Below are 14,846 nucleotides of genomic sequence, written 5' to 3' on the forward strand. Positions count from 1 at the left end.
TTCTCGGGTAAGTCTCTCCACATGGCACCAGTATTAAGTATCCAACAGATACCATTAAGGGTCGTACGATGATCATTCCACTGCCCACCTCGTTTTCCTGTAGGGGGCAGAAGATCTTTGATCAACCCAAATTGCTCATCCGTGAGCTCAAAACGACCAGCCAAGGTGTGTCTCCTAGAAGTTTCGAGGATCATACACCATTTTTAGGTATTCGTCAGACAGAACCTAATACTAAAAAACGGCTTGAGCCATAAGCTCAAGCCGTATAAAGGCAATTCTCGGAAAGAAAATGGATGCGTGTCGCCCTAGTTCCCGGCGGGCGGAAGGAGGACTTTGTCGATCACATGAATCACACCGTTACTCGCTTGAATGTTAGTGTTGATGATAGCCGCACCATTTACCTTAGTTTTCTCCTGGTCAATCGCTAGGGAATCACCTTGCGCTGCTGTCAAAGATTCGCTTGCCAATACTTCTGAAGCAAGAACACGACCTGGAACAACATGATAGAGTAGAATATTTTCTAGTTGTTTGGGGGTTAGGGTCGCTACTGTAGCCTTGATCTCTTCGAAGGCCGCATCGGTTGGAGCGAACACCGTATATGGTTCTGTTCCAGTAAGTGTCGGTGCAAGACCTGCTGTAACCGCTGCTTCAATGAGCTGGGTGAACGACCCTGCTTCTTCTGCAACTTCGACTAAGTTCATAGTGGGTGGCAGCATGACCTTATTGATAACATGAATGACTCCATTGCTTGCGGCTACATCACCAGCAGTAACTTTCGCACCTTGTACCATAAGTCCATCGTCCTTCACTTCTGCGAAAAGATAGGCACCGTTGAGAGTCGCTAGTTCTTTCTCTGAACTTACGTCAGCTCCGCTGAAAGTACCTTCCACAACGTGATAGGTAAGGATAGCCTTACGCAAATCCGGATTGCTATTCACAGCTTCCCGTTGCTCGTCTGTTAGCGCCGCGAATGCAGCATTAGTAGGAGCAAAGACAGTGAGTTTCGCATCACCTTGCAAAGCTGCGACAAGATCAGCCTTTGTTAAAAGTTCAACAAGAGTCGAAAATTGGCTGTCAGCTAGTGCGATGTCAACGATAGACTTTGGCCCAAGGTCGATACTAGCAGGAACCAATACTGCATCGATTTGGTGAACGATTCCATTGCTAGCGAGCTTATTAGTGGCAGTAATCTTTGCATCATTGATGAAGTTAGAGCCATTTTCGCTCTTAACCATGAGCTCGTCGCCTAGCTGTGACTTCAAGCTCTCGCTAGCGAGCACCTGAGCTGCATCGAGTCGACCTGGAACCACATGATAGAGTAGAACCTTACGGAGCAGGTCTTTGTCCTGATCCAGTGTCGCAAGAACATCCTGAGGCACAGCATTGAACGCAGCGTCAGTCGGTGCAAAGATCGTGTACTCACCGTCCTCAAGGACCGAGACCAATTCTGCTTTCACCAATAGTGACTCTAAAACGCTATAGTTACTCTCTTGCCCGATGGTTCCGGCCAGAGACAACTGGTCATTGGTTTCTGGGGCAACAACCGGATCGTCATCATCATCGTCGCTGCAAGCCACGAGGCCTCCAGCTAGTACACCAGCGATGAGCACATTGAATAGCTTCGTTTTGACAAACATTTTTATTTCTCCTTATCATGGGCATAATTGCATACAAGAATATCTATTAATTAACTGTATTTATTATGATAATAGATACAGAATAAATAATTGACTTACTTTCCTGCATACATAGAAGGTTTTAAGCTGCATACGAAAATGGGTCAAGAAAAAACTCGATTTGCCCATCTATCAGCAACTTATTGTTTCACTCAAGCTAGCCTCACCTAGAAAATAGGCTAGAATCTGTATACAAAGTCCAACGGAGTGGGTATAAGATACTGCGGCTATTCTACGCCGATGCGAACTTTTGATTTAGGAAAGAAAGATGCCCACAGGTCGAGCTCTACTCAAAAAAGTTGTGGCTGAGCAGCAACCCACAGCTTATTTCAGTGCGAAAGCTTTCTTGAAAGCTCTTCACAGCACAATGAAGAGCGATCATGGAGGCTATTCCTATCGCCAGTTCGCAGACGACCTAGGTTTTTCAACAACCAATGTGGTTCACCTTTACGCTAGTGGAAAGCGTCCGATCAGTGAGCAAGGAGCGCGCCGTATTGTGGATGCCTTGCAGCTGCGCAAGGAACAGCGGCAGTATTTTCTTAAGCTCTGTCATCTCACACGAAACCTTAATGCTGAAGATTTCTCTCAGACATTGGCAGAAGCCCTTGCCATCCGAGCGTCCCTGATAACCGACACGATCGAACAGAGGCAGCTAGCTTTCTATTCAAGCTGGTCGAACATCGTGATCCGAGAAATGGTTGCACTACCGGATTTTCAAGCTGACCCTAAATGGATTTCTCAGAAGCTATGGCCCAAGGTGTCGGTGAAAGAAGCAGAAGAAGCTCTTGAATTACTAAAGGAGCTGGATTTAATTCGTTACAATAAGTCGCGAAAAGCATGGGAACTAAGTTCTCCTTCGATCACCACAGGTCCGGAAGTTGCTCACCTAGCAGTAAATCAGTATCATCAGCTATCCATTCCTCAAGGACTCCAGTCCTTGGTCGATGTTGAGCAAGAGAAGAGGCATATCAGTTCTCTTACCCTGTGTATCAACGAATCTCAATTCGATCTGATCAAGAAAGAGATCGAGGCCTTTCAGCAAAGGCTACTTGAACTTGAGCAGAAAACAGACTACGGTCCCTCTGATCGCATCGTCCAGCTCAACATGCAATTGTTCCCTAATACAACAGAGTGAAGGCCTTGACATGAAGTTCACCTCTCGACAATCAAGTGGCATTCCAAGAATGATCTTACCCATGGTGATGCTTGCCGGCCCTGGTTGCGGCACGCAGACAGGCAATCCACCAAGCAGTGGCTCCAAGACAAAATTTGCTGATAGCTCTATAGCGACCATGATGAGCCTCGCTTATACTGAAACTATCGACGCTATCAATAGCGGCGACTACCTCTTTAGCTTTGCTGAATCTAGGGTAATCAATGAGGACAACTGTAATCCTCCGGATACATCCCTCTCACTTCTTAAAAGTACCAACACCGAACACTCCGTCTCTATCAGTAGAGACAATCGAGAAAGTCGTGCCGACTTATCAATAAAGAGACAGTATCAGGATCGCTGGTTACAAGGCACTCGTCAGCTTGAATGCCAAGCTGGAGGTGGCTTACGCCTTTCTCCTGGCACGATCAAAACAGGAGACTCCCTAGAGCTTCGATCCGATGTTTCTGAAACCAAAAGCCGGCAGCTAACGGCTGTTCTTTTAGATTCTGTCACCAGCCAACCAAGGCTCGAACAGTTCAGCAGCATCGAAAAATCAGGCCAACGGCAACTAAGGTTCACAAACCTTTCAGATACTTCAGATCTGAGCACGTGGCGAGGCACTGTTCAAGAAAGCATCGATCGACGCCTCAACTTTGAGGTTGCTAGCGAGAACTTCTCGGGCCCCTACGAGAGCAACTTGGATATCGCACCGATAACATTCTCCTTTGAAATCGATAAAGCTAGCGGCCTGCTGACTCGTTACCGACTTGATCAGCAAACTGTCAGCTTTCGCTTTCAAAACCTCGGTACCGTTGATCTAACCTTTGAAGACCTTGTCCTTGAGCCAAGCCAAGGCTGCTTCCCAGTGACAGGTACGATAAGAGCCGATTGGCGTGATGTGCAAGGGGACTTGCAATCTCAAGTCTGGACGTTCCGAGACGGAGCCCTGGTAGGAAGTCAGAACCTCAAGATGCTTTTCACTCCAGAAGCCTGTGTCCTGAACGAAAGATAAGTACTTTACACCGCATATATTTATTCATTAAATCCGAGCAAGAGCGTCTACAGCTCTTGCTCGGCGCGAGTGTGCTATCATAGAAGAGCATCGGAAAGATTGTCTCCGACGAGGCGAACATCTTGAGGAACCCTTGGCTATGGCTAACGACACTTCAAACATGCGAATTGCTGTCATCGATGACGAGGCTGACCTTCTCGATATGTATACCTGGGAGTTAATCGATCATGGTTTTAAGCCTGAAAGCTTCATTAGCTCGGTGGAAGGCCAAAAATCGATTTTAGAGGGAAACTTCGACCTCATCATCTCAGATGTTCGCATGCCTAGCCTCAATGGGCTGTTGCTACTGCAATCCATCCAAGCGGAGATGAAACATCCTCCACCCTTTATTTTCGTAACTGGCTACTCGAAGTATCATCGTGACGAGCTAATCGAGGCTGGCGCTAAAGAAGTATTTATGAAACCAATCGATGTGGAAAAAATTGTCAAGTGGATCGACAATTATTTCGACAATAAAAAGGCATCTTAGATTTTTTACACCCTAGTGCCTAGTCGATTTGAAGCCTCGGCGTTGTTGACATTGTCACTCGCTCGTGACGGTACCCAGCACCACCCTAGAAGTACTTTTTTAGCTTCAAAAACTTTTCTTCAAACCCATGATAACTCATCATTGCCAAGCCAACAGACAGAAAGCAACCCACTGTGACCTGTAGTAGGTAGGCCCCGGTATGGTTTGGAATCAAGGTTTGAAATAGTTCGATCCGATGGTTCAATTGAAAGTCATAGGAGATGATATTGTGATAGAGATAGATGCCATAGCTATATTTGCCGAGAAACGTAAAAAATCGCCAGCGATAAAATGAGTCTACCAAAGACTGGGGTTTTGCCAATAGCCCAAAGCCGATAAAAGAACTGATAAATAAGCCGTACGCCAAGTACTTGAATGGTTCTAGCCAACGTCCATCTTGAAAGAAGCCTTCAGCTCCTGCCAGAGTCAAAACCCCTAAAAATCCAAGAGGTCCCACTCGATGGACGTAGGTTTTCAGCCAAGCCAAGCCCTGATCTGCATTATCCACGAGCCTAACTTTTGTAGCAAGGTAGGCTCCCAAGCATAGCACATCCAGTCGAGCCACTGTAAATGCATACCGTACAATTTCCGGCTGCCCTTCAGCAATACTCCAGCAACGAAACCCAAAGGAGAGCCCCATCATTCCCAAACAAACGGCCGGCAGTCGATGGTTGGGTGTGAAGTACACAACAAACGGCCAAAACAGATAGAAGTGCTCTTCCACGGCCAAAGACCAGAAATGATTGATATAAGCTGGGGTCCATTCCCCTTTCCAGGAGACATAGAGATTCATTGAATATAGCCATGCCCAAGGCTCTGAGTCTAGAATTTGATCTAAAGTAGGCCCATGGAAAACTGGAAATAATGGGATCAAAATAAAAATAACAAACAGCAGTAAGTAATAGACCGGGAAGATCCGTAAAAAGCGTCGCATGAAAAATCGCTTGAAGTAGTCAGCTCTTTCCTTTGAATGAAGCAAAATACCTGTAATCAAAAAGCCTGAAAGAACAAAGAAAAGATCGATCCCCCACATTCCAAAGCGACTAAGTCGCCACAAGATGGCTTCCACCTGGTTGGTCGGTGGCAGCTCAAAAAAGTGGATCATTAGGACTGCAAAGATCGCCATTCCTCTAATTCCATCAAGGGCAGGAATGTGATTGGGAAATGGGTTGACCAAGGGCTTCATACAAACCTCTGTGCGTGACAATACTTAGACGCTAGATTTATATGTATTTTTGACTTATGTCAATATCAAAATGACATATTCTGCAGAATAAAATCAAGACTTTCCAGTATCTTATGCTTCGCACTCGACACCTATGGTATTCATACGGATCTTGCCTGCCTTGGAAAGATCAGCTATTGTCAAGGGCCGAGAATTTTTCATAAAACTGGATTTCCTATGGCCCCCATCAGACTCCTCCTTACGACCTTAAGCTTCTTAGTCCCAATCAAAGCCATAGCTTATGAGTCACAAGAAGAAGATAAAAAAAACTCACCCCATGAAAGCCGGCAGCTGCATCAACCGCAACCCTGGTTTCCAGATTGGCAAGTTCCTCCTTTTGATTGGAGTTTTCAGCCTATTTTCAGCTTTCGCAGTAGGGCAACAGAAGTTGGAGGAGTGAAGACCGAAACTTCGGCAACGGAAGCTGGGGCTCATGTAGGCTTATACAATATTACCGTTCGTCCTGAAGTTCCTACCGTGCAACTGGCTCCCCACGCAGGAATCGCCTGGGGGCATTTTGCTCGCGACATCGAGTCTGATGAATTAAGGCAATCTGGAGACTCACCCTATAACAGGCGCTGGTACGGACTGGATCTGATCGGCTACTATCGATTCTATCGTCATCAGATCGGCTATCACCAAGGCCGTATCAGTTACGACGATAGCTTTTCTCAGGTGCAAAATAGGATTCTCTTCAATGACTTTGGCCTGATGGTTCTGCCACACATGTCTGCCCACCTAACAACCACAATGCAAACAGTCTTCAGCGAAAGCTTTAGCAGACCACAGCTCGAAGAGATCGACCACTGGCTCCATGCACAGATGACCTTCGATTTTCTTACCTCTTTGCTTGATATAGGGCCTGGAATCACAAATGTCGAAACTTATAGCGAATCCAATGAGGAACACAGCAAAACAAGCGATGGCGCCACCAGCTATCTGCTTGCTCGCGCAAGGGCAAAGTTTTTCTGGCGATTCGGCCTCTGGAGTTCTCTAAAATATATTGTCACGGCAGATGATAATCTTGACGGTAGCGAGACGGTGATCAACCAGCTTCCCAATCAAGGCCTTCACGACCCCAGTAATATTCAATCTCTTCCAGAGGACAGCCTCGATATATATGCCTTTATCGGGATTCGTAATATCATCGCAGGATTTGGTTTCGGGTATCGATACAGTATTTTGACACTGAACTATACCGAACGGCAGGGACGAGAATCCCAAACCTTCATCGATAGTGGTTATACAGTCTCTTATTCCGCATCCATCTAAGTGCTCAGTTCCATAGTGGTTCGCATTTATGCTTGGAGTGAACCATTATACCAGGCGCCATTTGTAGGGCTGCTTCTGACCTAATTCTACGTTCTAAGGCTCGATATTCATTTCAGTTTCACTCCTATTGTTAGTTTTTGGTTAAGCTTAAAGCCAAAACTCCGAACCGGAGTCCGTGGCAAACATGAAATCGAGAAATGGAACATGATGAAAACGATGACTCGTCGGAGAATCTTTGGAGCTGCTTCACTTGCAATGGCTTTGGTGACGCTGATTGCAACAATTATCTTTTTCAACAGCCGATCGTTGACAGAAGCTCACGGTTGGGTCGTGCACACTAATAAAGTGATCGGCCAAATGAATGCGCTCCTTTTAAAGATGATCGACATGGAAACTGGTCAGCGGGGCTACCTAATGAGTGGCGATAAAAACTTTCTCGAGCCTTACCTTGAGGCGAAAGATAAATTCGAGCCGTTTATCACCGAACTTAAAAACACTGTTTCCGATAACCCAGTTCAAGTTGCAAGGCTTAGCACATTGCACGATCTTAAGAGATCTTGGCTGAATGATGCCGCCCAGAAAGAAATGGCACTGCGGGCCGCATACGATGCTGGGGAAATCAACAAGGAAGAGTTCGAATCCACCCTGAAGCAGGCACAAGGTAAGAAAACCATGGATGAGTTTAGGCGTGTTCTTGCTGAAGCCATAGCCATGGAAGTACAGCTCAATGAAGAGAGAACAGAACGAAGTGAGTCTTTGGCTGCAATTTCCCAGATATTGCTGGTATTTGGTAGCTTTGGCTCCATCTTGATCGGATCAATCTTCCTATGGCGGGTCACAAACAGTGTATCAACCGATATATCCCATGTGTCCGAATTTCTTGTGGGAGCCTCTCGTGATCTCAAGAAATCCTCTCGTTCTCTTGCGGGCTATAGCCGGGCTATCACTCAGGCGGCTCAGGACCAAGCATCGAGCTTACAAGAAACTTCGGCTAGTATCACTCAAATGTCCCAAACGATTAACTCCACTTCAGACAAGGCTACAGACGCCGCTAAACAGGTGGCGTTCACCAATGAGATTGCCGCGAAGGGCAAACATACCATCGACGAACTAGTCAACTCCATTAGCGAAATCCAGGTTAGCAACGATCAAGTTACCAGCCAAATCCATGAAAATAATGAGAAAATATCTAATATCGTCCAAGTCATCACGGAGATCGACCAAAAAACCAAGGTGATCAACGACATCGTGTTCCAGACCAAGCTTCTTTCTTTCAATGCTTCGGTGGAAGCTGCTCGCGCTGGGGATCAAGGTAAAGGTTTCGCTGTAGTTGCAGAAGAGGTTGGAAATCTCGCGGCCATGAGTGGTGAAGCTTCAAAAATGATTCAAGACTTGCTTGAAACGAGCAAGGTCCAAGTTCATCAAATTGTAGAAGAGACCATGACCAAAACTGTGGCACTTCTTGACAAAAGTCGGGACCGAGTCGCCTCTGGTGTGGAAACCGCCAATCGTTGTGGAGAAAATTTCGATCAGATTGCAGAAAACATCCAGCTTATCAATCAACTTAGCAATGATATTTCAGAGGCGAATCGTGAGCAATCCGAAGGTGTTGGTCAGATCAGAGATGCGATCGGCAATCTCGACCAAGTTACTCACGGCAATGCTAAAACAGCTCGCTCTGCTTCAGATTTAAGCCTTGCTCTCACTCAGCAATCCGATTCAATGAGCGAATCTATCGAACGACTCGCAAAAATCGTTGGCTCAGCCTTGGATCACGAGGAACAAAAATCGTCTGTCGCCCTTAAAGAGAACGCAACACCTGAGAATCGAAAGTCTTCTGCGAACAAAGATAATCGTAAGCGGGTCGCATAAAAATATATAGACCCATGCGAAGCGCCCACTACTGGGCATCCACATCAATGTTCGCCCGCACCCTCATATCATGCTCAAGGACCCTCAAGGACATAAAGAAGTCGCCTATAAAAGAGATCAATCCTGCCAGCATACAGAATAAGCCTAGTAGAAAGAAGACGATTGGCAGTACACCGACCGGAATCTCCATGCTCAACGAGAGAAACACAGAGCAAATAGTTAAAACAACCATGGATGCGGCAACAATCTCGGATATGATCATCAGCCGCAGCATGCGGGCTCGCTTGTAAAGGGTTTTGAATTCGTGCTCCATATGGTCAGCACCTAAGGCCATCCCATAAAGCTTCGGTCCATCTCGGAGAAGCGTTCGCGTGCGATCGATCACTCGATTATAGCGTGCATTCATAGCAGCAATGATCGCGACAATACCTGTAATGAGAAATACCGGTGCCACAGCAGCGGATAATATATCGACAATTTCGCCTGGTTCTGTGTGAAGGGTCACCATATAGCTCTCCTGGCTGACCAAGTTTATACCCTGCCATGAGTGTCTTGTAACAGACTCTTCCCCTAAGGAAAACCCCCCAGAGACAAAAATTACTACTTTAATCGGAACCCAGGCCAAGTCCTTACAAAAGCGCTTCGTAAAGATACTCAAGTGCTACTAGTCAGCCCCTTGAATCCCATGTAGAATCCCGGTCAGCCCCGAGTCTTGAATTCAGCTAAAGGAGCCGCCTTGAAATCGAATCACCGCCTGAAACGCCTGTTGACCTATAGCCTCGCTCATCGTCCAGATATGATTAAGGCTAGCATCTTTTCTATCGTCAACAAAATCTTTGATGTCTTTCCTGAGATCCTGATTGGGGTCGCCATCGATGTGGTGGTCGAGCAAGAGCAGAGTTTTCTTGCCAAGATCGGAATTGCTGACCCGAGACACCAACTGGCCTTGCTCGCCGTTGTCACCCTTTTGATTTGGGTTTCAGAGTCGCTGAGTGAGTATGGGGCTGTGGTTCGCTGGCGTAATCTCGCCCAAGAGATTCAACACAAACTCAGGCTTGATGGGGTGTCCCACATTCAAAAGCTTAGCCTTTCGTGGTACGAAGAGCAGAACTCCGGACAACTATTAGCAATCCTCAATGACGACGTCAATCAAGTGGAGCGTTTCCTTAACGAAGGCCTTCACAACTTGATCCAGATGCTGGTCTCAAGCCTTCTGATAGGGGCTGTCTTTCTCTACCTGTCCCCGATTGTCGCTCTATTCGCAATTCTTCCTATTCCGATTATTATCCTCGGCGGCTTTAGGCTGAAAGGACCTTTAGCTGGGCGCTATAGCGATGTTCGCCAGCGTGCGGCTCAGCTTGGTGAAAAGCTTTCTGGTGTGATCACCGGCGTCGTGACCATTCGGGCATCTGTTGCTGAGGATGCTATGGTTGAAAACATCAGTCGGGCAAGCCAGGGGTATATTGATGCCAACCGGGAGGCCATTCGCCTGAGTTCCGCCTTTGTGCCCATCATTCGCATGGCTGTCCTTGCTGGATTTTTGGTTACGCTAGTTTTAGGTGGGTTAAAAACTCTCGATGGAAGCTTGGCACCTGCTGCATTCACGGTGCTAGTATTTCTAACTCAAAGACTTCTTTGGCCTTTTACAAGATTTGGCGATCTTCTCGACCTCTACGAACGCTCCCTAGCCTCAGCACAACGGGTTCTCGACCTCATCGCAACGCCTATTGATATTGCAGATAGCGACCAAACCAAGACCTTGGAACGAATTGAAGGCCGGATCACCTTTAAGAACGTGGAGTTCGCTTATCCTGGCTATAAACCAGTACTAAATGGCTTCAATCTAGATATTCAGGCTGGCGAATTTATAGGGATCGTAGGGTCGACTGGTTCTGGGAAAAGTACGCTCATTAAACTGCTCCTGCGTTTCTACGATCCTCAGTCTGGCAACATCACGATCGATGGAGTCCCCATTGACAAGCTCTCCCTAGCTCAGTTGCGCAATTCGATCGGTTATGTTGGTCAAGATGTATTTCTAATGGATGCCAGTATCGAGGACAACTTATTGCTGGGCAAGGAGTTCGCGTCTCACGAAGAAATCACTGCAGCCTTGCAGGCTTCCGACTCAGAAAATTTTGTGAACAAGCTGCCTGAGCAGCTCGGTACAGCTATTGGTGAACGAGGACAACGGCTATCAGGTGGCCAACGGCAGCGCTTGACGATCGCTCGTGGTATCCTGGGCCAACCGCCGATCCTGGTGTTTGACGAAGCAACCTCAGCAGTAGATAACGAAACCGAGGAAGCGATTCAGAAGTCTCTTCAGAGACTAGCTCACAACCGCACGATGATCGTTATAGCTCATCGATTATCGACTATCCGTCATGCCGACAAGATTATCGTCTTGCAAGAGGGCACCATAGCCGAATCTGGCCGACATGATGAATTAGTTGAAAGTGGGCAAATCTACAAGAGGCTTTGGGACCTCCAAACTGGAGTAAGTACCGAGCCTTAGTTTCTATCAACCCAATAGATGATCTCTAGAATCGAAGTGAGACCCATCACTAGCAGGCAATTTTCGCAGTCATCTCAGTTCGAAAAACTGTGTAAGCTGATAGTGGCAGGAATCTATTTTCTAAGCTGCATTCAGTAAATTTTAGAGATCCATTTGTTCATTCTAGGATTTTACAGACCGATCTTCTCAACCATTGGAGTCTGGTTCACACTTCTCCTTTGGCTGAGCACGCCTGGGTTCAGCAAAGGCCTTGAAACAGGGGGCTCCATAGACCTGTCTCAGCGCCAAGATTTTGACAGTACAATCCCTCTAAGTGGTGACTATCACGTTTGGCCCAAGCAAATTTTAGATCAGCCTCCCCAAAGCTATGAAACCGTACCGTTCACGGCTCTCCCAAGCTCCTGGCGAGGTGCCGACCACCCTGATTCATCGGGGCTTGCCACCTACTTAATTCGCCTCACCCTTCCTCCAAGCAAGACTCTTGGTATCTATCTTTCACCCAATTACAGCGCCCAGAGGCTACAGATCTTTCACCGTGGGCAGTTGATCGGCACTATCAAGCAAGGCATCGTCGGCGAAAATGCGAATCTGGAAACACCTCAGTCACGGCCTCAAGTCCTAAGCCTCAACGGCTATCAGGGGCAAACCCTCGAACTTCTCTGGAACGTATCGAATTTTCACCATTCCCGAGGAGGGCCAAAGCGAGTTCCCGTCGTCGGAACTCTTGATCTGCTTCAACAAGACTTAAGTACTCGATATATTTTAAACACCTTCCTAGTGACCATGCTTGTAATCATGGCTCTCTATCACTTGGGACTGTTCATTCAAAGACCTGAAGATAGAACTAGCATCTTTTTCTGCCTGGCGATGTTCAGTTATAGCATCTTTCAGGGAACCAATGCTTACCTGCCCCAGTTCTTTTTCCCTGATCCTCACAAAGACCTAGAGAGCATACTGAATCGTTCGCGCTATATAGCTCTCTACCTACAACTTGGATTTTTCATCACCTTCATCCGCTATCTTCAGCCTGGTCCACTCATCCAAAAGATGATGCTACCACTCTGGGTTACAAGCTTGAGCTTTGTCGCATCTGCATTATTCATGGGCCCGCAAATCTATACTCGCGGCAGCATCTACTTCAACTATGCACAAGGTATCTTGATCTCTGCGACCTTTCTTCACCTTCTCTACTCGATACTACGTAGAGCTAAACACTCTGTCCTATCTACCCTGGGTTTCTCGATTTATGGGCTGGCGATTCTTCATGATATCCTGGTTGGGATTCGCGTAATTTCGGGCTTCTACCTGATCTCTTATGCAATAGGAGTGTTCGTCCTGATTCAAAGCTATTTGTTAGCTCAACGATTTGCTCAAACCTATCGTGACAATGAACGATTGATCTTAGAATTGGCAGAGAAGGAGAAAGCTCGCACCTTATTCTTTCATAACACATCACATGAGCTACGAACGCCTCTCAATGGCATCATTGGCTTTCTTCAATTTCTCTCACGAGGACGCTACGGAGAATTGCCAGAGCCAGCTGTTTCCCAGATCAATAAATGTATCCGCTTGGCCCAATCACTTAAGTTTCAAGTTAATACCATATTAGATCTCGCAAAATCGAAGCGAGGTAATCTCTCACTTAGCAACAGCTTAGTCTCAGTAGAGGACATCGTAACTGAGGTCGACGACTTGGCAACTGGCTTGATGCTGAAGAAGAATAATCTCAGTTTTAAACTTGAACAAAAAATAGCCGACCCTGAGCTCATCATAGATCGAGAAAAGTTCATGACTATAATTCGTAATTTGCTTGGCAACGCCTTTAAGTTTTCTGACGTACAGCGAGCAAATCACGTGACGATGAAAATGGAATCTCAAAACCAACATCTCGTGATTCAAGTTTCTGATACGGGCATTGGTATTCCCGAAGACCAGCTTCCCTATATTTTTAACGAATTTAGACAAGTTTCAGGAGACGCACGACGGATGTATGAAGGCACTGGCCTTGGTCTAGCTATGGTTAAAGATCTCGTGAAACTTATGGATGGCGACTTAACCGTCAGCTCAGAGCCTGGAACTGGGACAACATTCCGCGTGTCGATTCCAAGCCAATCAGAAGTTCATGCCACAGCGGGCGAGGAAAACATAGGCCTCTTTGAAGACAATCAAATGCCCATACCCCGGAACACACGAAAGAACTATGACGATAAGACAAAATCTGAATCTTCCGACTACCACATCCTAGTGATCGACGACAACCAGACTAATTGTGAAGTGATTCAAGAAATTCTTGAACAAAGCCACTATCGAGTCAATACCGTTACCAGTGGAGAGGAGGGCATTCGGGTTGCGAGAACAATTCATCCTGACATGATTCTCCTTGATATGATGATGCCGAACATGTCGGGTGAAGATGTGATTAAGGTTTTGCACGATGACTCAGAATTGAAGGCAATTCCTATAATCCTCATCACGGCTCGGGCAAGTGACGATGACCGCGTCTTCGGCTTGAGTCTGGGAGCGGATGATTACATTGCCAAACCAATTCACCATGAGGAATTGCTTTTCAGGGTCAAGAATATTCTTCACCGAAAGGAACTGGTTGCAAGCCTCACTAGCTGGGAAGAGCGGGAGCGGCTCGTTCAATTGGGTGAGATGTTGCGCGATCTCAGCCATGAATTGAAGAATGTCCTCAGCCCCCATCAACTGGATGAATCGACCGTGGCTTTCGGGTGCCGGCAGATCCTTGAAAAAGTTCCGATGACCCATGCCTCATGGCAATTGATGATCGACTTCATCCTATCTAGTCAACAACACTGGACTCACAATGATGACTTGAGTCAGTTTTCTTTCACTTCTCCTGAAGATCGCAAAGATACCAATTTACGAGTCATGAGATCATATCTTCCACAAATGAAAGCGAACGACGAAACCCGCCTCGACATCTGGCGAGCGCTTACCAAACTGAGTCGGAAAGAAAGGCAAGAGGTCGCCAGTGCCGTTCAGATTATTTCCGAATTCCTTGCTATGAGGCGGCAGAACGAACATGGAATCGCCCTGATTCGTGACATATTGGAGTATAGCCGGCTGTCGGATCAGGGCCATACGTGCTTCCTTGATGACGTTGTTGACTCCATTCTAAAGATTCTTTCATCTAAACTAGGACGCTTGGGGGTTCAGGTAAAATATCAGGGCTTTAGTACTCCCTTAAGGGTGGGTAAGCTTCACATGATGCAAGTCCTACTAAACCTGGTAAACAATGCCTGTGATGCTGTGGAAGATCTCGCCCCTAAAGATCGCTGGATCGCGATCGAAGCACGAATCACTGAAGGCAATGTCAATATCAAAGTTAGCAACGGTGGCCCTCCCATCCCTGAAGAGATCCGAACCAAGCTCTTCCAAGAGTCCTTTTCTGGGAAGGGACATCAAGGCTTTGGCCTAGGCCTAGGTATCAGTCGTCGCTTAATTCATAAATCACATGGCCACTTAGATAGTCCAGCTCAGAGCAAGCACCCTGAGTTTTTAATCACCCTGCCGAAAGTTGGATAGGAGA

General features: G+C 46.7%; 11 protein-coding genes. 7 read left to right on the plus strand and 4 right to left on the minus strand.

From position 1 onward, the window contains the following. On the minus strand, positions 1-194 hold a 194-nt coding region (locus tag B9N89_RS32510), incomplete at its 3' end, for a transposase (protein ID WP_143478292.1). A 111-nt stretch (positions 195-305) separates the two neighbouring features. Beyond that, positions 306-1,637, minus strand: coding sequence for a fasciclin domain-containing protein (locus B9N89_RS27735; protein ID WP_132325223.1), 1,332 nt, complete (start codon positions 1,635-1,637; stop codon positions 306-308). 307 nt (positions 1,638-1,944) lie between these two features. Between B9N89_RS27735 and B9N89_RS27740 the strand changes: the two genes are divergently transcribed. The 3 genes from B9N89_RS27740 (at position 1,945) to B9N89_RS27750 (ending at position 4,373) form a co-directional block, all read left to right on the plus strand. Beyond that, the gene (locus B9N89_RS27740) at positions 1,945-2,811 is read left to right on the plus strand and encodes a TIGR02147 family protein (protein WP_132325220.1); all 867 of its coding nucleotides are present in this window, start codon (positions 1,945-1,947) and stop codon (positions 2,809-2,811) included. Positions 2,812-2,821: 10 nt separating this feature from the next. Further along, positions 2,822-3,844 (plus strand): hypothetical protein, encoded by a 1,023-nt coding sequence (locus B9N89_RS27745; RefSeq protein WP_132325218.1) that lies wholly within the window; start codon positions 2,822-2,824, stop codon positions 3,842-3,844. A 139-nt stretch (positions 3,845-3,983) separates the two neighbouring features. Then, complete coding sequence (locus B9N89_RS27750) at positions 3,984-4,373, plus strand: response regulator (protein WP_132325215.1); 390 nt, start codon at positions 3,984-3,986, stop codon at positions 4,371-4,373. An 85-nt stretch (positions 4,374-4,458) separates the two neighbouring features. On the opposite strand, the gene B9N89_RS27755 is transcribed toward B9N89_RS27750, so the two are convergent. Further along, complete coding sequence (locus tag B9N89_RS27755; RefSeq protein WP_132325212.1) at positions 4,459-5,598, minus strand: acyltransferase family protein; 1,140 nt, start codon at positions 5,596-5,598, stop codon at positions 4,459-4,461. A gap of 216 nt (positions 5,599-5,814) precedes the next feature. Between B9N89_RS27755 and B9N89_RS27760 the strand changes: the two genes are divergently transcribed. Together B9N89_RS27760 and B9N89_RS27765 are read left to right on the plus strand one after the other, a co-directional pair. Beyond that, positions 5,815-6,909 (plus strand): hypothetical protein, encoded by a 1,095-nt coding sequence (locus B9N89_RS27760; protein ID WP_132325209.1) that lies wholly within the window; start codon positions 5,815-5,817, stop codon positions 6,907-6,909. 204 nt (positions 6,910-7,113) lie between these two features. Continuing rightward, the gene (locus B9N89_RS27765) at positions 7,114-8,781 is read left to right on the plus strand and encodes a CHASE3 domain-containing protein (protein ID WP_132325206.1); all 1,668 of its coding nucleotides are present in this window, start codon (positions 7,114-7,116) and stop codon (positions 8,779-8,781) included. Positions 8,782-8,809: 28 nt separating this feature from the next. Here the strand turns inward: B9N89_RS27765 and B9N89_RS27770 are convergent, their stop codons facing one another. After that, the gene (locus B9N89_RS27770) at positions 8,810-9,439 is read right to left on the minus strand and encodes a DUF2721 domain-containing protein (protein ID WP_159455688.1); all 630 of its coding nucleotides are present in this window, start codon (positions 9,437-9,439) and stop codon (positions 8,810-8,812) included. Positions 9,440-9,517: 78 nt separating this feature from the next. Between B9N89_RS27770 and B9N89_RS27775 the strand changes: the two genes are divergently transcribed. Beyond that, a complete protein-coding gene (locus B9N89_RS27775) occupies positions 9,518-11,293 on the plus strand; it encodes an ABC transporter ATP-binding protein (protein WP_200820806.1) in 1,776 nt (591 codons plus the stop codon). A 153-nt stretch (positions 11,294-11,446) separates the two neighbouring features. Continuing rightward, positions 11,447-14,842: an ATP-binding protein gene (locus B9N89_RS27780; protein ID WP_132325200.1), complete on the plus strand. Its 3,396-nt coding sequence runs from the start codon at positions 11,447-11,449 to the stop codon at positions 14,840-14,842. The last annotated feature ends 4 nt before the right edge of the window (positions 14,843-14,846 follow it).

The organism is Pseudobacteriovorax antillogorgiicola (genome assembly GCF_900177345.1).
In the GTDB taxonomy this organism is placed as follows: Bacteria; Bdellovibrionota_B; Oligoflexia; order Oligoflexales; family Oligoflexaceae; genus Pseudobacteriovorax; species Pseudobacteriovorax antillogorgiicola.

Excerpts from the sequence above, each read along its gene's own strand:
- B9N89_RS27760 (WP_132325209.1), top strand. The coding sequence starts at position 5,815 with ATGGCCCCCATCAGACTCCTCCTTACGACCTTAAGCTTCTTAGTCCCA.
- B9N89_RS27765 (WP_132325206.1), top strand. The coding sequence starts at position 7,114 with ATGATGAAAACGATGACTCGTCGGAGAATCTTTGGAGCTGCTTCACTT.
- B9N89_RS27735 (WP_132325223.1), bottom strand. The coding sequence starts at position 1,637 with ATGTTTGTCAAAACGAAGCTATTCAATGTGCTCATCGCTGGTGTACTA.
- B9N89_RS27750 (WP_132325215.1), top strand. The coding sequence starts at position 3,984 with ATGGCTAACGACACTTCAAACATGCGAATTGCTGTCATCGATGACGAG.
- B9N89_RS27740 (WP_132325220.1), top strand. The coding sequence starts at position 1,945 with ATGCCCACAGGTCGAGCTCTACTCAAAAAAGTTGTGGCTGAGCAGCAA.
- B9N89_RS27755 (WP_132325212.1), bottom strand. The coding sequence starts at position 5,598 with ATGAAGCCCTTGGTCAACCCATTTCCCAATCACATTCCTGCCCTTGAT.
- B9N89_RS27745 (WP_132325218.1), top strand. The coding sequence starts at position 2,822 with ATGAAGTTCACCTCTCGACAATCAAGTGGCATTCCAAGAATGATCTTA.